Source organism: Nigerium massiliense (assembly GCF_000826085.1).
Lineage (GTDB): Bacteria > Actinomycetota > Actinomycetes > Propionibacteriales > Propionibacteriaceae > Propioniciclava > Propioniciclava massiliense.
Genome location: NZ_CCYM01000003.1, coordinates 293,786 through 311,674, shown reverse-complemented (window position 1 = coordinate 311,674; position 17,889 = coordinate 293,786). Strand labels below are relative to the sequence as shown.

Genomic DNA, 17,889 nt, shown 5'->3' with positions numbered 1-17,889 from the left:
AGCATCTCGCGCAACGCCCGGACATGCCCGGCAAGGGCCCGGCGGCAGGATGATAGGCCGCTCGACGCCGTCCGCCATCGCCTCGATGACCTGCTGCGTGAACGCGCCGTGGTCGGTCGAGGTGCCGATGAGAATGGTCGGTTTGACCTGCTTGACGACCTCGAGGAGGTCGACCTTGCCCTCGGCACGGTTCCAGTCCTTGACCTCGGCCGGATGACGGGCATACACCTGCTGGTAGCCGGGCAGGGCCTTCATGTCATCGGTGACCAGCCCGTTGATGTCAATGAGCCAGACTCGGGACTTGGCCTCCTCCTCGGACAGGCCCGCCCGGACCATCCCGGAATGGATCTGGTCGGCCATGCCGGTGCCCGCAGTTCCCGCTCCGTAAACGACAAGACGCTGATCGGCGAAAGTCTGATGCGTGACCTTCATCCCCGAGATGATCGCGGCCATGACGATGGCGCCCGTCCCCTGCATGTCGTCGTTGAAGATGCGGTACTTGTTCGCGTTGTCGACGAGGATTCGGCGGGCGTTGGATGCGCCGAAGTCCTCGAAGCGGAGCAGCGCCTTGGGGAACTTCTTCGCGGTGACCTCGAGGTAGGTGGCGATGAAGTCGTCGTACTGCTTGCCTCGCACGCGGGAATGACGGTTGCCGAGGTAGGCCGGATCGTTGAGGAGTGCCTCGTTGTTCGTGCCGCAGTCCAGGTTGACGGCGATGGTGCGGCCGGGATGGATGCCGGCGGCGGCGGTGTAGATGGCGAGCTTGCCGACGGAGATATCGGTGCCGTTGACGCCCCAGTCGCCGATTCCGAGGATCTGCTCGGCGTCCGAGCAGACGAGCAGGTCGACGTCGTCTGGTCCGAGGTCGAGTTCATCGAAGGAGAGCTCGATGTCCTCGATGCGGTCGATCGACAGGTAGACCGCGCGGGTGCGGCGGTAATCCCGGGACCACTTCTTGATGGCCTCACCAACGGTCGGGTCATAGACGACGGGAAGCAACTCAGACATGTGATCGGCCAGCAGCCGGTAGTAGACCACATCGTTCCGATTGTGGAGCTGGTCGAGGAAGACGTACTTCTGCAGGTCGCTCTCGTAAGACGACAATTGCGCGTAGCAGCGGGCAGCCTGCTGGTCGAGGGTCTCGACGGCAGACGACCTACGAGACCCAGCTTCTCGCGTTCCTCGGCGGTATAGGCGGTTCCCTTGGTGGCGAGCGGATCATTCAGCGGGCTGGGCACGGTGGACATGGCTGACCTCCGTAGATGTGCGGGCACAGCGACCTGTCGGTCACCGAGACCACCCAATGCATTTTCATCATGGCACCGCACGTCGTGGGCGGCTAGGCGCCTCCGCAGGGTGGATCTCGACGTGATTGAAGCTGTCCCGGCGACAACCGCGCGTCTGACGGCTGACCTGTCAGTATTGGAGCACCCCGGACTGGAAGAAGCTCTGGTAGGAACCCACTCCCACCAGAGCTATTACGTCGGGCTGACAGGATTTGAACCTGCGACCCCTTGACCCCCAGTCAAGTGCGCTACCAAACTGCGCTACAGCCCGCCGTTGCCCGCATCAGCAGCGGTCAACGACTGCCTATGCTAGCCCCAAACACTCTCCAACTTCTAATCGGCCGATGCCGCGTGTCATTGCGGTGTTTCCGCTGGCCACGCGGCCATCAGGTCGGACGGACACGCGCCCGTTGGACACCGACCGCGGCCTTTTTGTCCGGGCGGCAGAGCGCCGCTCGCCCGGTTGACCGGACGCTGGGAGCCGGCCACGCGAGTTCCCGGCCGACGTCGTTGCCTCTTTGGGCGGCGCCGGGACTGGTCCCGTGCGGGAGAAGTGGCTTAGATGGGGGCAACCCCGTCGAGGAGGATGCATCATGACCAACCCGCCGAATGCCCCGACGCCCGAGGAGCGCTACGACGCTGACTCCGACGCCTTCGTCAACTCGAGCGAGCCCGGCTCCGAGAAGAAGGAGTCTCAGGGCGGCAAGGCCCGCTCGCAGGTCAAGCAGGAGTCCGAGCAGGGCAAGTCCGGCCAGTAAGCGCCCAGCGACCGCTCACGCGCGGCGCAGCCGGAGCCACTGGGTGGCCAGCACGTCGAGGTCTGTCTCGCCCGTGAGCGGGGCGTCCGCGATGAGGTCGAAGTAGAAGGCGTGCTCGGTGCTCATCTTCAGGGCGCACCAACTAGACGGGTGTCTAGCTTTTTGTCCTGCGCGCATGCTTCCAGGACCGCGAGGGGACGTCGCCGTGCACCGCGAAGGACGCCCTGCGTCCCCCGTGCCAGCACGGACTCGCGCGCTATGCGTCGAGCTGTCCCGCCCGGTACTGGACGAAGGGCCGATACGCGAGGGCCGCGCAGATCACCAGGATCACGACGAGCGCGCCACCGCCGGCGGCCGTCCAGGCGGTGCCGAGGTATTCGGCCGCCCCGCCGTGCACGACGTCCGCGACGCGCGGACCGCCGGCGACCACCACGATGAACACGCCCTGCAGGCGTCCCCGGACGTGGTCGTCGGACGCCTGCAGCAGGATCGTCTGCCGGAATGCGGCCGACGTCATGTCGGCGACGCCTCCGGCCACCATGGCCGCCACCGCGATCGCCAGCATCGTGGCCGGGAACGCCGGCGCCAATCCGACGGCCACGCCGAACACAGTCATGCTCAGGCCCCACGCGACGATCGCCCAGATCACCGCGAGCCCGTGCCGGGTCACCCGCGACACCCATCCGGACAGGACGCCGCCGAGCGCCGCCCCGGCGGGCATGCCCGCGTAGAGCAGGGCGAACGCGAGCCCGCCCTCGACGGGGCCGCCGAAGCTCTCGTGCGCGATCTGCGGGAACAGCGCGCGCGGCATCCCGAACACCATCGCGATGATGTCCACCACGAACGACATCAGCAGGATGCGGTGCCCGCTGAGGTAGACCAGCCCGTCGATCACCGATCGCAGCCCCGGGGAGCCGGTCGCTCCCTCGACGGGCAGCGACGGCAGCGTCACCACCGCCCAGAGCGTGGCGAACAGCGTGATCGCGTCGGCGAGGTAGAGCCACGAGAACCCGAGCACGGGGATCAGCGCGCCGCCCACCAGCGGTCCGGCGATCGCGCCGGCGCTGAAGACCGTCATGTTGAGCGCGTTGGCGGCGGGCAACTGCTCCAGCGGCAGCAGTTTGGGCAGGATCGACGTCCGCGCCGGCTGGTTCACCGCGAAGAACGCCTGCTGCACCGCGAACAGGCTCAACAGCAGCCACACGTTGTTCAGGCCGAGCGCGGCCTGTGCCCAGAACAGCGCGCTGGTCACGATGAGCCCCGTCGTGGAGATGATGAGCAGGGTCCGGCGGTTCATGGCGTCCGCCAGCGCGCCGCCCCACAGGCCGAACACCACCAGGGGCACCAACCCGAACAGGCCCGTCAGCCCGACGAAGCCGGAGCTGTTGGTGATGGCGTAGATCTGCGCCGGGACCGCGACGACGGTGAGCTGCGCGCCGATGACCGTGATGATGTTCGCCGTCCACAGGCGCCGGAACGCCGGGACCTGCAGCGGCCGAGTGTCGGCGAACAGGCCGCGCAGACGTCCGGCCACTACGAGCGTCCGCGCTTTTCGCGCGCCTTCAGCTCGACGTGCACCGGCGTCCCGCGGAAGCCGAACTCCTCGCGCAGCCGCCGCTCCACGAACCGCAGGTACTGCGGGTCCATGGCACCGGTGGTGAAGAGCACGAACGTCGGCGGCGCCGTCTGGGCCTGGGTGCCGAACAGGATGCGGCTCTGCTTGCCGCCCCGCACCGGGTGCGGGTGCGCCGCCGCGACGCGGCCGAGGAACGAGTTGAGCTGGCCCGTGGTGACGCGCGTTTCCCAGCCTTCCAACGCCTCGCGGATGGCGCGTCCGAGCTTGTCGACGCCACGTCCAGACAGCGCGGAGATGTTGAGCTGCGGCGCCCAGCTGAAGGCCTGGATGTCCTGCTCCACCTCGCGGGCGAGGTAGCGTCGGCGCTCGTCGTCGGTCAGGTCCCACTTGTTGAAGGCGATGACCATCGCCTTGCCGGCCTCCTCGACCATGGTCAGGATCTTCAGGTCCTGGTCGGTGATGGGCTCGGACGCGTCGATGACGACGATGCACACCTCGGCGCGCTCGATGGCGCTTTGCGTGCGCAGCGACGCGTAGTACTCGTGCCCGGACGCCTCGCGAACCCGGCGGCGCAGGCCCGCGGTGTCGATGAACCGATAGACCTCACCGCCGATCTCCACGAGCTCGTCCACCGGGTCGACGGTGGTGCCCGCGACGTTGTCGACGACCGACCGCTGTTGACCGCTGAGCTTGTTCAGCAGGGACGATTTGCCGACGTTGGGCTTGCCGACGATCGCGACGCGACGCGGGCCGCCCACCTCCTCCTCGGACTGCGCGGGCGCCTCGGGCAACGCCGCGAGGATCACGTCGAGCAGGTCTCCGGAGCCCCGGCCGTGCAACGCCGAGACGGGGCGCGGCTCCCCCAGCCCGAGCTGCCACATGGTGATGGCCTCGGGCTCGAGGCGGGCGTCGTCCACCTTGTTGACGGCCAGGACGACCGGCTTGTTGCTGCGGCGCAGGACGCGGACGACCGCCTCGTCCTCATCGGTGATTCCGACGGTGGCGTCCACGACGAACAGGACAGCGTCCGCGGCCTCGATGGCCAGCTCCGCCTGGGCGGCGATGCGACCCGCCATGCCGGACGTGTCCGACACCCAGCCGCCGGTGTCGACGATGACGAACTCGCGGCCGTTCCAGTTGGCGTCATAGCTCACCCGGTCACGGGTGACGCCGGGCACATCCTGGACGACGGCCTCGCGGCGCCCGATGATGCGGTTGACCAGCATCGACTTGCCCACGTTGGGGCGGCCGACGACGGCCAGGACAGGCTTGATACTCAACGTTCTTCCCTCGCTACTCAGGCGTCGGCGCGTCCCGCGTCACGCGCCATGTCGATGATGGTCTGCACGACCTGTTCGAAGCCCATGTCGGACGTGTCCAGCAGGGTGACGCCCTCGGCCGCCGTCTGAAACTCCACGAGCTTGGAGTCGTCCTCGTCGCGGCGCAGCACCTGGTCGCGGAGTTCGTCTTCGGTGACCTCCGGGTCGAGGTCGCCGCGGCGGCGGCGCAGGCGCGCCTCGGGGGACGCGGTGAGCAGGATGCGCAGGTCGGCGTCCGGATAGACGACGGTGGTGATGTCGCGGCCCTCGGCGACGACGCCGTCGGGCGCCGAATCCATGAGGGCGCGTTGGCGCTCGACCAGGTCTGCGCGGCACTCGGGGATGGTGGACACAGCGCTGACGTTCTCGGACGTCCGCGGCTCGCGGATCTCCTCGGTGACATCACGGCCGTTCACCCGCACCCAGCGCTGGTCGGGGTCGAGGCTGACTTGGATGTCGGCCGACCTCGTGGCTTCGATGATGCCCGCGGTGTCGTCGACCGCGACGCCGGAGTCGAGGAACGCCACCGCGACCGCGCGGTACATGGCTCCGGTGTCAAGGTAGCCGATGCCCAGCCGCCGCGCGACCTCGCGGGAGGTCGAGGATTTACCGGACCCGCTGGGTCCGTCGATGGCGATCACGAGGCGGTCGGCGAGAGTCACCCTGGGAGTCTAGTCGGTGGGGCCGTGAACGCAGATCGGCGCGCGACCCGCAGGTCGCGCGCCGATCGGTGCCGTCTCGCCCAGGCCGGGCTGAACCGATGGATCAGACGGTGGCGGCGCGGTTGGCCTTGCGGTCACGCCGGCCACGACCCACCGCGTGGTCAAGCGAGAAGCGCCCGGCGCCCGTGAAGAACAACGCGAGGCCGATGATGGCCCACACGAGCGAGGACTCGAACGACAGGCCGCCGGTGCGAGGATCGATGAAGCCCGCATTCGGCAGGGTGAACACGAAGGCGATGAAACCCATCATGATCGCCAGCAGCAGGCCCGAGAGGCGGGTCAGGAGGCCCACCGCGAGCGCGATCGGCAGCAGGATCTGTCCGGCCACGACGAGGAACGAGAACACGCCCGGCGCGATCGAGCCGAAGGAATTGCTCGCGACCGTCTGGCTGAAACCCGCGTACCCCATTGCCTTGTGGATGCCGTGGAAGAGGAGCATGAGAGTACCGAGGCGCAGGATCAGCAGGCCGATGTCGGTGCTGGCCCGGTTCTGCATCTTGGCCATCTGCAGGTCGTAGAGCACCTTGTCACCCGTGCTCTGCGCGGTGGTCTCCCTGCCGGTGGTGGGACGCGTGGCGGCGGCTCCCGCGGCGGCGCCGGTCGCGGCGGGGGCCACGCTGGTGCGATCGGAGACGGTGCGGCGAGTGTCTCCGTCGCGGTACACGTCGTCGCGGCGGGCATCGTCGCGGCGCAGGTCGTCACGCAGGTTGTCGTCCCGACGGAGGTTGTCCTGGCGCAGGTCGTCACGCAGGTGGTCATCGCGACGGAGGCTGTCGTCACGACGGACGTCGTCACGGTAGGTGTCGCGACGCAGGTCGTCGCTGACGGGGCGATCGGAGGCCCGCGAGGAACCGTCGCGGTCGTAGCCGGCGCGGTCGCCGTTGTCCGCGGTCAGGTCGGGGCGAGTGCCATCGCCCCGAACGCGACCATCTCCCTCGAGATCGGCGTTGAGGTCGTGGGCGCGGCGGTCGGCGTCGCCCTGGTAGCGACGCTCGTCATCAGGAGTGAGGTTGGACATGGGCTTGATCCTCCGATCTGGGAAAAGCTCGGGAACATCCATAAGGCTACGGCAAACACCCCGCTGCACGGCCGTTCGTCAATGAGACACGCCGAGACTCCGCCGGGTCCCTCGGAGCAGTGCTGACCCGCCGGAACCGACCAGGTCACGAGACCTACCGTCGTCACGGCCGCGCGACTCAATCGCGGACGGTCCACCCCGCGGCTTGCATCGCCGTGCGAAGCGAGGGCGCCCGGCCGGGATCCACCAGGACGGTCAGCCGTCCCACCTCGCGTTCGAGCTCGTGGTCGATCGCCACGTCCTCGACGTTGACGCCCGCCTTGTCGATGTCGGAGAACAGCCGCGCCAGCGCGCCCGGCTCGTCGGGGATCTCGACGACGACCTGGGCGTAGTCGGCCGGCAGCGCGCCGTGCTTGCCGGGCAGCCGTCGCGTGCCGCGGCGTCCGCGGTCGAGGAAGGCCGTGACCTGGGCCGGGTCGTCCAGCACGGAGATCAGCTGCTGCAGGTCCTCGGACAGCTCTTCCAACTCGGTGCGGACGGCGCTCGCGTTCGCCGAGATGATCTGCGTCCACATGCCCGGGTCGGACCCGGCGATACGCGTGACGTCGCGCAGGCCCTGGCCGGCGAGCCGGAGATGCTCCACGGGGAGCTCGAGGAGCCCGCCACCGACCAGCGCAGACATCAGCTGCGGCACGTGCGACACCTGCGCCACCGCCTCGTCGTGGTGCCCGGCGGCCATGCTGATGACGCGTGCGCCGCACAGGTCGGCGATGCGCTGCACCGCGAGCACGGCCTTGGCGGACGAGTTGTCGTGCGGGGTGACGATCCAGGTCCGCTCCTCGAAGAGGTCGGCGCGGGCTGTGAGCGGGCCGACGCGCTGACTCCCCGCCATCGGGTGCGAGCCGCAGTAGCGCGACAGGTCGACGCCGCCGGCGCGCAACTGCGCCAGGACGACCCCCTTGATCGAACCGGTGTCGGTGACGGAGGCGTTCGGGTAGGTCGCCAGGGCGTCCTCGATCAGCGGGGCGAGCACGCGCGGCGGGGCTGCGACCACGACGAGGTTGACGTCCTCGGGGTCGATCGGGTCGATGGTGCCCGCGCCGCGGGACGCCGCCACCAGCGCGTGGGTGGGCGAGGCGTCCTGCAGGTGGACCTCCAGCCCGGCGCGGGTCAGCGCGCAGCCGACGGACGCCCCCACGAGGCCGGTGCCGATGATCAGCACCGGCGAGATGCGGACGTCGATCATCGCTGCTCCCCCAGGATCTCCGCGACCTCGCCGGCGCCCAGCCGGCGGAACTTGCGGCGCTGCGGCCGCGTCCGGTCGAGGACGCCGACCTCGAGCGCGGCGGGGTCGATCCGTCGCCCACCCACCGACGCCAGCGCGGCCACCGCGCGGACCAGGGTCGTCGCGAGGTCGTCGGAGGCGGTGCGCTGCGCCGTCTCGTCTGACGTCGAGCCGCCGAGGTCCCGGCGCAGCGCCTTCTCGACCTCGTCGGCCGCCCCGCCGATCACGACGAGCGTCGGATCGTCGCTGACCGAGCCGTCGAAGCCGAGGCGGTACAGCCGGTCGTCCGCGGCGTCCTTGCCGAGCTCGCCGACGACCAGGTCGACCTCCAGCGGCTTCTCCCCGACCGCGGCGAACATGCCCCCCAGCAGCTGGGCGTAGGAGTTCACCAGGGCGCGCGCGGCGACATCCTCGCGGTCGTAGGTGTAACCGCGCAGGTCCGCCTGCCGGATGCCGGACACCCGCAGCGCCTCGAACTCGTGGTAGCGGCCGACGCCGGCGAAGCCGATGCGGTCGTAGATCTCGGAGACCTTGTGCAGCGTGGCCGACAGGTTCTCGGCGACGAACAACAACCCGTCGGCGTAGCGGACGGCCACGACCGAGCGCCCGCGCGCGATGCCCTGGCGGGCGAACTCGGCGCGGTCCTTCATCTGCTGTTCGGGTGAGACGTAGAAGGGCATGCTCATCGCAGCGGCGCTCCCGGGCCGTCAGGACGGGAACGGCGTCCCGCCAGGATGTCGTCGACCAGCGGCTCCAGCCGCTCGGCCCCCCAGCGGCGGACGCCGGCGGCGTCCGCGACGTAGACCAACGGGTAGAGCCGGCGCACCTGATCGGGCCCCGCGGTCGCGGAGTCGTCGTCGGAGGAGTCGACGAGCGCCTGGATCAGCGCGGTGACCGTTCCCTGCTCATCGAGGTCGTCGCGGTACAGCTTCTTCAGGCTGCCCCGCGCGAACACGGCGCCGGAGCCGACGGCGTAGTGGCCGTGTTCCTCGTAGCGGCCGCCCACGACGTCGTAGGACACGATGCGTCCGCGGCGGCCGTCCCAGCCGGCGAAGACCGGCAGCACCGTGAAGCCCTGCATCGCCTGGCCCAGGTTGGCGCGGATGATCCCGCCGAGCCTGGTGGCGCGGCCGTCGAAGGTCAGCGGGGCGCCCTCGATCTTCTCGTAGTGCTCCAGCTCGGCCTGGAACAGCCGGACGAGCTCCACCGCGATGCCGGCCACGCCCGCGATGCCGACGACGGACGACTCGTCGGCCGGGAAGACCTTCTCGACGTCGCGCTGGGCGATCTGGCCGCCCCAGGTGGCGCGGCGGTCGCCGGCCATGACGACGCCGCCGGGGTAGGTGGCGGCGACGATCGTGGTGCCGTGCGGCGCGAGGGGGCCGACATCGGTGCCGGCCGGACGCGGTAGGGCCCCCGGGCTGGAGTGCGCCAGGAGCTCCGCGAAGGACGCGCCGCCCAGGCCCGTGAAGGCGGCAGCGTCGGATCGGGCGTCCGGCGTCCCACCGCGCGGGGAGAACACCGCGCCGTGCTCAGGGATCAGGGGGGTCACTGGCCGCCCTTCTGGACGAAGTTGCGAACGTAGTCCTCCGAGGTCGACTCGAGGACGCCGTCGATCTCGTCGAGCAGCGCGTCGTAGTCCACGGACTGGTCGCGCCGGGCCGTCTGCGTGGCCGGCGCCTCGTCCTGCTGCGGCCGCGTCGACCGTCGTCGTTGGATGCGCTCACTCATGACGCAGGATTCTATCCAGCGTCCAGGCAGGGTCGATCTCGGCGGCCGTCCATGACACGGGCTCGGTCATCTTGAGGTTGTGCAGCCCGCCCGAGGAGTCCTGCACCAGCACCGAGTCCCAGGTCGCCGCGATGACCCGATCGGCGTGCTCGCGGACGAGCAGGCCGCGCGTGAACGCCCGCGTGCCGGACGGCGGTTCGTGCATGGCGGTGGCGACGTCGTCCGGGTCGATCCAGTCGATCAACCGGCCGGCGCGGCGCAGCGCCTCGAACGGGCTACGGTCGCTGAGTTCGGCCCAGAGCAGGTCGAGCCCGGCGAGTCGCGGGGCGTCCCAGGCGAGGTCGTCGCGGTTTTGCAGGCGCTGCAGCAGGGCGCGCTTGGCGCTCCAGTCGAGGCGGTCGGCGGTGGCCGTGGGGTCGGCGGTGAGGTCGTCGAGGACGCGCGCCCACTCGGCGAGGATCTCGTCCGCCTCGGGCTGCTCGGCGCAGCCGGGATGGCCGGCGCACGCGTCGAGGAAGCGGCGCTGGGCGTCCAGGGCGAGCCGCGGGACGTCCTCGCGGCTCGCCGCCCGGAACGCCGCGACGGGGTCGCCGACGTCGACGGCGGGCAGGGCGTCGTCCTCGAGGCAGGCGAGCACGAGCGTCGCGGTGCCCAGCTTGAGCCAGGTGGCGAAGGGGTTGCGGTTGGCGTCGCCCGGGATGACGTGCAGCCGACGCCAACGGGACGGCCGCGCGTGCGGCTCGTCTCGGGTGTTGACCAGGCCGCGATTGCGGGTGGTGTCGAGGCCACTGACACGCTCGAAGAAGTCCGCGCGCTGGGAACGCTGGAAGCCGAGGGTCTCCCCCGCCGGGCCGATCCCCACGCGCCCGGCGCCCGTGTAGATGACCCGGGTCGCGAGGAACGCCGGCAGCAGCGCCAGGACCCGCGCGAAGGGGGTGTCGCGTCGCAGGAGGTAGTTCTCGTGGTAGCCGTAGCTTGCGCCCTTGCCGTCGGTGTTGTTCTTGAAGACCGCGACGTCGACGCCCAGCTCCTCGGAGGCCCGCGCGGCGGCCTGGGCCACGAGGCGGTCTCCGGCGAGCTCGACGACGGTGGCGTCGGTCGGGGTGGTGCTCTCCGGTCCGGCGTACTCGGGATGGCCGTGGTCGACGTAGAACCGCGCACCGTTGCCCAGGACCCGGTTGTGGATCCCCTCGAACACCGGCGTCGCGGGGCCGGCGACGTGCCGGACGACGGTCTGCGAGAGGACGTCCGGGTCGAGGCCGGGTTCGTCCGGCGCGGCGATGCCGAACTCGGTTTCCGTCCCGATCAGCGCCATGCCACTAGGCTAGGGCGTCCGGGGCGTGCGTCTCGGAGCAGCCTGCTGTAGGGAGAGATCCATGCCCACCATCCTCGCCGTCCTCCTCGACCTCGTCGCCGTCGGGCTGTTCTCGATGATCGGCCTGGCCAGCCACGGCGAGCCGCTCGCTCCCGACGCGGTGGTGCGGGTGGCCGCGCCGTTCGTCCTGGCCACGCTGATGGGCTGGATCGTGCTGATGCTGCGCCGGTTCACCGACTCCCTGTGGTGGCAGGGTCTGACCGTGTGGGCGTTCACGCTGACCGTGGGGATGCTCGTGCGCGGCCTACTCGGCATGGGGGTGCAGGTCAGCTTCGTGATCGTCGCCGCGGTCTTCTTGGCGGCGGTGATGTTCGGGTGGCGCGGGATCGCGCGACTCGTCCTGCGGCGCCGGGAGCGGTCCGTTAGGGTGTCCTGATCACAAGCCAGGAGGACCACCCGTGATCGCCACGCCCATCGCGCTCGTCGCCTTCGACCTCGACGACACGCTCGCCCCGTCCAAGTCCGCCCTGCCGGACGAGATGCGTGACGTGCTGATGGAACTGCTCGACCGGCGACCGGTGTGCATCATCTCCGGCGGCAACTACACCCAGTTCGAGACGCAGGTGCTCGGCCGACTGCCCCAGGCGTCCACGCTGGAGCGGCTGCACATCATGCCGACGAACGGCACCCAGTACTACCGCTGCGTCGACGGGGCGTGGCAGGTCCAGTACGCGCACCGGCTCACGCCCGAGCAGGTCGACGCATGCGCCACGGCGCTGGAGACCGGGGCGCGAGAACTGGGGCTGTGGGAGGCGAAGACCTGGGGCCCGCGCATCGAAGACCGCGGCTCCCAGGTGACGTTCTCCGCCCTCGGCCAGCAGGCCCCCGTGGACGCGAAGAAGCAGTGGGACCCCGACGGCAGCAAGCGCGCCGCCCTACGCGACCGGGTGCAGGCCGAGCTGCCCGATCTGGCGGTCCACGCGGGCGGGTCGACGTCGATCGACATCACCGAGCAGGGCATCGACAAGGGCTACGGCCTGAGCCAGCTGTGCGAGATCCTCGAACTCGACCCGGCACAGATCATGTTCGTCGGCGACCGGCTCGCCCCGGGCGGCAACGACTACCCCGTGCTGGCCCTGGGCGTCCAGTCGCACGCCGTGACCGACTGGCCCGACACGCTGGAGTTCCTGCGCGAGCTGATCCCCACGCTCGACCGCGCCTGATCCTCAACCCCACGTGTCCGCCGACGAACGAACCTGATTCCCGACCGCGCCCGGTTCACAGCCTGATGCGCGCCTGATCCTCGAGGCGCTGATCCCGCGCCGCCCGCGCCTGTTTCCACCGCGACCGTTGCGGGCCGTCGCATCGCCCCTCGTCGGTCAGTCCGTCGGGGCCGCGAGCCCACGGATCCGGTCCGCCTGGCGCCGCTGCATCGCTGCGGACGGCTCCAGGAAACCCAACACCGTGCGGAGCTCGGCGTCGCTGAGCTCCTCGAGGATCTCCTTGCCCTCCCGAGCGATGGGCCCGTAAAGCTCCGCCAGGGACGTGACCGCGCGCGGCGTGAGCCGGACGATCGCGCGGCGTCCATCGCCGGGGTCGTGCTCGCGGCTCACCCAGCCCGCCGCCTCGAGGCGCCGCAACGCCACGGTCATGGACGCCGGCGTGATGCGCGCCGACGCCGCCAGTTCCTTCGGCGAGCGCGGCCCCCCGTCGAGGAAACGCAGGATCGCCAGGTCTGTGTGGTTGATCCCCAGATGCTCCGCGGCGCTGCTGTCGACATCGTGGGCGCCGCCCTGCATCTCACGAACCGCGACGACGACGTCGCGCCTCAGGGTCGACGCCTCCGGGTCTCTCCGGGGTTGATGAGACATTCTAACTATCCTAGGATCGGTGATTGTTAGACAGTCTAACTAAATGGACGAGAGCAACAAGCGCTCTCGAAAGGGGATGCACTCATGCGCCACCTCGTCACCGTACTCCTCGCCCTGCTCGCATTCGTCGCAGGCTCCGTCCTCACCGGCTACCTCGGCGATCAGCGCCGCGGGCTCGACGCCGCACCATTGGCTGTCGGCGTCCTCCTCGCGGCCGGGGTCATCGCTCTCCGCCTGTCTCGCCGGCGGACCGTCGCGTGACCCCGCTGTCGCGTCGGCGCGTCCTCGCGCTCGCTGGGGCCACCGCGGGGGCTGCGATGACCGGCTGTGGTGGCCGCTCGTCGACGCCGCCCGCCCGCGATTGGCGGCCCAGCACCCCGCTGCGCATCCCGCCGGTCCTCGAACCGGCGCAGGACCCGTCGGGAGCAAAGCGGGTCGCGCTCAGCCTGCAGGAAGGCGTCCACGCGTTCCTGCCGGGCAAGCCCACGCCGACCTGGGGTATCAACGGGCCGATCCTCGGCCCCACCGTGCGCCTGCGCCGCGGATCGAGAGTCGCCGTCGCCGTGACCAACCGCCTTCCCGAGCTCACCACGCTCCACTGGCACGGGCTCAACGTGCCGGCCGTGTTCGACGGCGGACCCCACCAGCCCATCGAGCCGGGCGCGACGTGGCGTCCGACCTTCACCGTCGACCAGCCGGCCGCGACTCTCTGGTACCACCCACACCCCCACGGCAGCACCGCGCTGCACGTGCACCGCGGCCTGGCGGGGATGCTCTGGATCGACGATCCGGCCACCCCGGCCGAGCTCCCACACCGCTACGGCGTCGACGACGTCCCCCTGGTGCTGCAGGACCGGACGATCGGTCGCGACGGGCAGTCACTGCTCACGACGGAGCCGAACTTCGGGTTCATGGGCACCGACATGTGCGTGAACGCGACGCTGCAGCCGTTCTTCACGGTCACGAGCCGTCTCGTGCGGTTCCGGCTGCTCAACGGATCGAATGCGCGGCTCTACAACCTCGAGTTCTCCGACGGACGGACGTTCCAGGTGGTCGGCAACGACCTCGGGCTGCTGCCCGCCCCGGTCTCTACGGAGCGCCTCCGGCTCGGTCCGGCCGAGCGCGCGGAGATCGTCGTTCCGTTCGGGCCGGGCGAGGCGGTCACCCTGCTCACCCGCGGCGGAACCGAACGCATCGACGCCGGCGACCACAACATCCTGGAGTTGCGCGCGGCGCCTACCCTGGCCGCGTCCGCCCCCCTGCCCGGCTCGCTCGGCGGGGAGGCTCCTCTCGTCCCGGCGCCGGACGCGACCGTCCGGCCGTTCAGGCTGCAGGGCCACGACGCGATCAACGGCCGGGAGATGGACATGGCCAGGGTCGACGAGGTCGTGACCGCCTCCACGACGGAGGTGTGGGAGATCGAGAACACCGTCTACAGCCACAACTTCCACATCCACGGAGTCAGCTTCACGGTCCTGGATGTCGCGGGAAGCCCGCCGCCACCCTGGGCGAGGGGCCGGCGCGACACCGTGCATTTGCCCGAGAAGCAGTCCGCGAGGCTGGCCGTCGAGTTCGGGCCGTTCGCGGACGCCGTGCATCCCTACATGTACCACTGCCACATCCTGCGCCACGAGGACGCAGGCATGATGGGCCAGTACGTCGTCGTCCGACCAGGCGACGAGAGCACGACGCCGCGGATCATCGGCGCGATGGCAACCCACCCGCCGGGGCACTCCGTCCCGGTGACCTCAACCGGTCCCACCGTGGCCGGCGGCGCGCGGCGTCCCTAGGCTTGCGCCATGGCGTGCCGACTCACCGAACTGGTCCTCAACTGCCGCGATCCCGAGGCCTTGGCCGCGTTCTGGTGCGCGGTGCTGGGCTATGAGGTGCTCGGGTACGAAGGCCCGGACATCGAGATCGGGCCGGCGACGGGTTTCGGCGGGGCAGCACCGACCATCATCCTGGCGAAGGTCGACGCCGAGGAGGCGCGGCCCCTGCGCCTGCACTGGGACGTGAACCCGGTCGGCTGCGACCAGGCCACCGAACTCGCCCGCCTCCTCGACCTGGGGGCGCGTCCCGCCGACGTCGGTCAGGGCGAGACGGAGTGGCACGTCCTCGCCGACCCCGAGGGAAACGAGTTCTGCCTGCTGGCGACCGAACTTCCCGCCCTGGAGCGCCCGGCGACTCGAACGACAGACCCGGCGTAGCCCGGTTCAAACGACAGACCGCGCGTAGCCCGGCTCGAACGACAGACGGCGCGTAGCCCGGCTCGAACGACAGACCCGGCGTAGCCCAGCTCAAACGACAGACCGTGCGTAGCCCGCCACGTCGGCGGCGTCCGCCAAGGCGGTCAGTCCTCCACCAGCGCGTGGCGGGGGCTCGTCAGGTCGACCAGCAGGGCGGCCGTGAGGTCGGAGCCCGCGCGCGACAGCCGCTGCATGTCGACCGCGACGCTCCGCCGCGGGGCCTCGCTCGTGGCGGAACTCCCGTCCCCGTCGTCGGACGCCTCCCGCGGCTCCGGCGTCACGGCCTCGGCCATGTCCGCGCGCAGGTCGGCGGACAACAGGCCGCCCTTCTGCCGCGTCCGGTCGGCGAGTTCGACGGCGTACTTCTCGGCCCGGCGCGCGACGTCCGGGTCGTCGCTGGAGAGCAGGTCCGCGGAGTGCACCAGCATCCGGTAACCGCGGTCGAAGTCGCCGCCGCCCGCGTCCGTCACAGCCTGACGGAGCCGGGTCAGCTCGGGACGCTTCGCCTGGCGGGCGAGGATCTCGTACTGCAGGCCGAGCAGGCGCTCCTGGGTGCGGCTGGCGCGTCCCTCGCTGAGCGAATCGACGCCGACGCCGGCCGTCGAGCTGGACGCCATGGTGTCCAGGTATTCGCGGCGACTCTCGTCGGCGGTATGGACGGTCTCGCGCAGCGGCACCTCCTTGATGAAGAGGGTCGCCAGGAACAGCAGCCCCACGATCGGGAGCCACAGCACGAACATGGAGTGCAGCTGATCGGCCAGCCCCTGCCGGACCGCCGTCGCCAAGGCCGGCGGCAGCGACGCCAGCGCGGACGGATCGAGCACAGCGCCGGCGTTCAGGTGCCCCGCCTTGGCCGGGTCCACGCCCGCGGGCAGGTGCGACAGGATCGCCGCTCCCAGCCCGCTCGTCATGACCGTGCCCCACACTGAGATGCCCAGGGTGGAGCCGACGTTCCGGAAGAACTGGGTGGACGCCGTCGCGACGCCCAGGTCGCCGCGGGCCACCGCGTTCTGAACGAGCAGCGTGTAGTTCTGCATCACCGCGCCGAGGCCGACGCCGAACACGATCATCGCGATGGTGACGTCCACGGCCTGCGAGCGGTAGCTCAGCTGCGTCAGCAGGAACACCCCCACAGCGAGGACGACCACGCCGAGCAGCATGAGCTCCTTGTAGCGGCCGGTGCGGCTGATGATCAGACCCGCGATGATGCCCATCACGATCTGGCCGAGGGTCAGCGGCATGACGATCAGCCCGGACGCCGTCGCGCCGACACCCAGGACGCCTTGGGCGAAGACGGGCAGGTAGATGATCGCGCCGAACATCAGCGTCGCGAGCAGCAGGCCGGCGATCAGGCACAGCGTGAAGATCGAGTTCGAGAACAGTCGCAGCGGCAGCACCGGCTCCGCGGCCCGCCGCTCGATCAGGACGAACGCCACCGAGAGGACCGCGCCCGCGACGAACAGCCCGATGATCAGCGGCGAATCCCAGGCGTAGGTGGTCCCGCCCCACGACGCCGCGAGCAGGACGCTGACCAGCGCCAGCGACAGGGTGGCCATCCCGGCGTAGTCGATCGTCGCCTCGCGACGTTCGAACGGCAGCTTCATGAACCGGACGATGACGAACAGGGCCACCAGCCCGACCGGCAGCGCGACGAAGAACAGCCAGCGCCAGCCCCAGGCGTCCGTGATGATGCCGCCGGCGAGCGGTCCGGCGACGGTGGTCACGCCGAAGATCGCGCCCATGTAGCCCTGGTACTTGCCGCGCTGCCGCGGCGGCACGATGTCGCCGATGATCGTCTGGGACAGCGGCATCAGGGTGCCCATGCCGAGGCCCTGGACGGCGCGACCGACCACGAGCATGCCGAAGTTGACGGCCAGGCCCGAGATGACCGCGCCGACCATGAAGACGATCAGGCCGGCGAGGTAGAAGCTGCGGCGTCCATACAGGTCGGACAGCTTGCCGACGATCGGCGTGATGATCGCCGAGGCGAGCATGGCCGCGGTGGCGACCCAGCTGTAGTGCTCCATGCCGCCGAGCTCGGCGACGATGCGCGGCATCGCGGTGCCGACGATGGTCTGGCTGATGGCGGCGACGAACATGCCGAGCATGAGCCCGACGAACGTGCGCGCCTGGTCCCGGCTCATCGTGAACGCAGGGGCCGGGGACGCGGCGGTGAGGGTCGAGTCGCTCACGGGCGATGCTCCTTCGTGGCTGAGGTGGGTCCCGACGCGGCGGGACGGTCGAGGCAGAGGTTGAGTTCATGCAGTTGCACGGTGAGGCGCTCGATGTCGTCCGAGCACCAGGACGCCAGCGACTCCGCGATGGCGCGGGTGCGCTGGCCCCGCTCGGCGGTCAGGGCGTCGTGGCCCGCAAAGGTGATCTGCATCAGGGCCGCCCGACCGTCGTCCGGATCGGGGCGGCGCTCGACCAGACCGCGCTCCTCGAGGGACGTCAGCCGGCGACTCGTCGTCGAGGGGTCGCCACCTTCGAGCTCGGCCAGCGCCCGGCCGCGCAGGGGGCCCTCGCGTTCGAGGATGGCGAGGGCGGAGAAGTCGGCGCGGGTCAGGCAGACCTCGCCCGTGCGCTGCCGGCTCGCCGTCAGCCGGGCGAGGGTGGCGAACAGATGGGTGAGCTCATGCTGGAGCTGATCCACCTCACTTAGTTGCATGCTGCAACCATACGTCTTATTGGTGGCCGCAACCAAATCTTGATGTCGAGAAGACTCTCCTCGGGGGCTGTGAAGCCGAACCGCTGGGTCGCCC

The 17,889-nt window shown here is 70.3% G+C and carries 18 protein-coding genes, 1 tRNA gene and 1 pseudogene; 6 read left to right on the top strand and 14 right to left on the bottom strand.

Annotated elements, in window-relative coordinates:
- Positions 1-42 precede the first annotated feature (42 nt).
- A pseudogene (gene maeA / locus BN1187_RS15205) lies at positions 43-1,247 on the bottom strand (oxaloacetate-decarboxylating malate dehydrogenase); the annotation flags it as partial.
- A 236-nt stretch (positions 1,248-1,483) separates the two neighbouring features.
- A tRNA-Pro gene (locus BN1187_RS07790) sits at positions 1,484-1,557 on the bottom strand.
- 322 nt (positions 1,558-1,879) lie between these two features.
- Between BN1187_RS07790 and BN1187_RS14285 the strand changes: the two genes are divergently transcribed.
- Positions 1,880-2,044, top strand: a complete 165-nt coding sequence (locus tag BN1187_RS14285; RefSeq protein WP_157754758.1) for a hypothetical protein — start codon at positions 1,880-1,882, stop codon at positions 2,042-2,044.
- Between the two features lie 256 nt (positions 2,045-2,300).
- Here BN1187_RS14285 and BN1187_RS07785 read toward each other — a convergent pair whose 3' ends face one another.
- The 9 genes from BN1187_RS07785 to BN1187_RS07745 all read right to left on the bottom strand — a co-directional run bounded on the left by BN1187_RS07785 (position 2,301) and on the right by BN1187_RS07745 (position 11,010).
- Entirely contained in the window at positions 2,301-3,578 is a 1,278-nt protein-coding gene (locus tag BN1187_RS07785; protein ID WP_218184607.1) for an MFS transporter, read from the bottom strand.
- Positions 3,578-4,921, bottom strand: coding sequence for a ribosome biogenesis GTPase Der (gene der, locus BN1187_RS07780; protein ID WP_040160658.1), 1,344 nt, complete (start codon positions 4,919-4,921; stop codon positions 3,578-3,580). Before der ends, BN1187_RS07785 begins: the two co-directional genes overlap by 1 nt.
- The gene (gene cmk / locus BN1187_RS07775; protein ID WP_040160656.1) at positions 4,918-5,601 is read right to left on the bottom strand and encodes a (d)CMP kinase; all 684 of its coding nucleotides are present in this window, start codon (positions 5,599-5,601) and stop codon (positions 4,918-4,920) included. Before cmk ends, der begins: the two co-directional genes overlap by 4 nt.
- A 103-nt stretch (positions 5,602-5,704) precedes the next feature.
- Complete coding sequence (locus BN1187_RS07770) at positions 5,705-6,679, bottom strand: DoxX family protein (RefSeq protein WP_040160654.1); 975 nt, start codon at positions 6,677-6,679, stop codon at positions 5,705-5,707.
- 178 nt (positions 6,680-6,857) lie between these two features.
- Entirely contained in the window at positions 6,858-7,925 is a 1,068-nt protein-coding gene (locus tag BN1187_RS07765; protein ID WP_040160652.1) for a prephenate dehydrogenase, read from the bottom strand.
- Entirely contained in the window at positions 7,922-8,650 is a 729-nt protein-coding gene (gene prcA / locus BN1187_RS07760) for a proteasome subunit alpha (RefSeq protein ID WP_040160650.1), read from the bottom strand. Before prcA ends, BN1187_RS07765 begins: the two co-directional genes overlap by 4 nt.
- Entirely contained in the window at positions 8,647-9,426 is a 780-nt protein-coding gene (gene prcB / locus BN1187_RS07755; protein ID WP_040162646.1) for a proteasome subunit beta, read from the bottom strand. The genes prcA and prcB overlap by 4 nt, the downstream gene beginning before the upstream one ends.
- Before the next feature lie 86 nt (positions 9,427-9,512).
- A complete protein-coding gene (locus BN1187_RS14990; protein ID WP_040160648.1) occupies positions 9,513-9,695 on the bottom strand; it encodes a ubiquitin-like protein Pup in 183 nt (60 codons plus the stop codon).
- Complete coding sequence (locus BN1187_RS07745) at positions 9,688-11,010, bottom strand: proteasome accessory factor PafA2 family protein (protein WP_052462492.1); 1,323 nt, start codon at positions 11,008-11,010, stop codon at positions 9,688-9,690. The genes BN1187_RS14990 and BN1187_RS07745 overlap by 8 nt, the downstream gene beginning before the upstream one ends.
- 61 nt (positions 11,011-11,071) lie before the next feature.
- Here BN1187_RS07745 and BN1187_RS07740 point away from each other — a divergent pair, with 61 nt between their 5' ends.
- Positions 11,072-11,446, top strand: coding sequence for a DUF3054 domain-containing protein (locus BN1187_RS07740; RefSeq protein ID WP_040160646.1), 375 nt, complete (start codon positions 11,072-11,074; stop codon positions 11,444-11,446).
- 22 nt (positions 11,447-11,468) lie between these two features.
- On the top strand, positions 11,469-12,233 hold the full coding sequence (locus BN1187_RS07735) for an HAD-IIB family hydrolase (RefSeq protein WP_235750637.1): 765 nt from the start codon (positions 11,469-11,471) through the stop codon (positions 12,231-12,233).
- 156 nt (positions 12,234-12,389) lie between these two features.
- On the opposite strand, the gene BN1187_RS07730 is transcribed toward BN1187_RS07735, so the two are convergent.
- Positions 12,390-12,881, bottom strand: a complete 492-nt coding sequence (locus tag BN1187_RS07730) for a MarR family winged helix-turn-helix transcriptional regulator (protein ID WP_040160644.1) — start codon at positions 12,879-12,881, stop codon at positions 12,390-12,392.
- Positions 12,882-12,965: 84 nt separating this feature from the next.
- On the opposite strand from BN1187_RS07730, the gene BN1187_RS14280 reads away from it, so the two are divergent.
- From BN1187_RS14280 to BN1187_RS07720, 3 genes are read left to right on the top strand one after another with little or no spacing between them, the layout of a single operon-like run.
- Complete coding sequence (locus BN1187_RS14280; protein WP_157754757.1) at positions 12,966-13,142, top strand: hypothetical protein; 177 nt, start codon at positions 12,966-12,968, stop codon at positions 13,140-13,142.
- Positions 13,139-14,671, top strand: a complete 1,533-nt coding sequence (locus BN1187_RS07725) for a multicopper oxidase family protein (protein ID WP_072042018.1) — start codon at positions 13,139-13,141, stop codon at positions 14,669-14,671. The genes BN1187_RS14280 and BN1187_RS07725 overlap by 4 nt, the downstream gene beginning before the upstream one ends.
- A gap of 9 nt (positions 14,672-14,680) precedes the next feature.
- The gene (locus tag BN1187_RS07720) at positions 14,681-15,088 is read left to right on the top strand and encodes a VOC family protein (protein ID WP_052462491.1); all 408 of its coding nucleotides are present in this window, start codon (positions 14,681-14,683) and stop codon (positions 15,086-15,088) included.
- 143 nt (positions 15,089-15,231) lie between these two features.
- Here the strand turns inward: BN1187_RS07720 and BN1187_RS07715 are convergent, their stop codons facing one another.
- Positions 15,232-17,319, bottom strand: coding sequence for an MDR family MFS transporter (locus tag BN1187_RS07715; protein WP_040160642.1), 2,088 nt, complete (start codon positions 17,317-17,319; stop codon positions 15,232-15,234).
- Positions 17,316-17,795: a MarR family winged helix-turn-helix transcriptional regulator gene (locus BN1187_RS07710; RefSeq protein WP_072042016.1), complete on the bottom strand. Its 480-nt coding sequence runs from the start codon at positions 17,793-17,795 to the stop codon at positions 17,316-17,318. Before BN1187_RS07710 ends, BN1187_RS07715 begins: the two co-directional genes overlap by 4 nt.
- Positions 17,796-17,889: the final 94 nt, after the last annotated feature.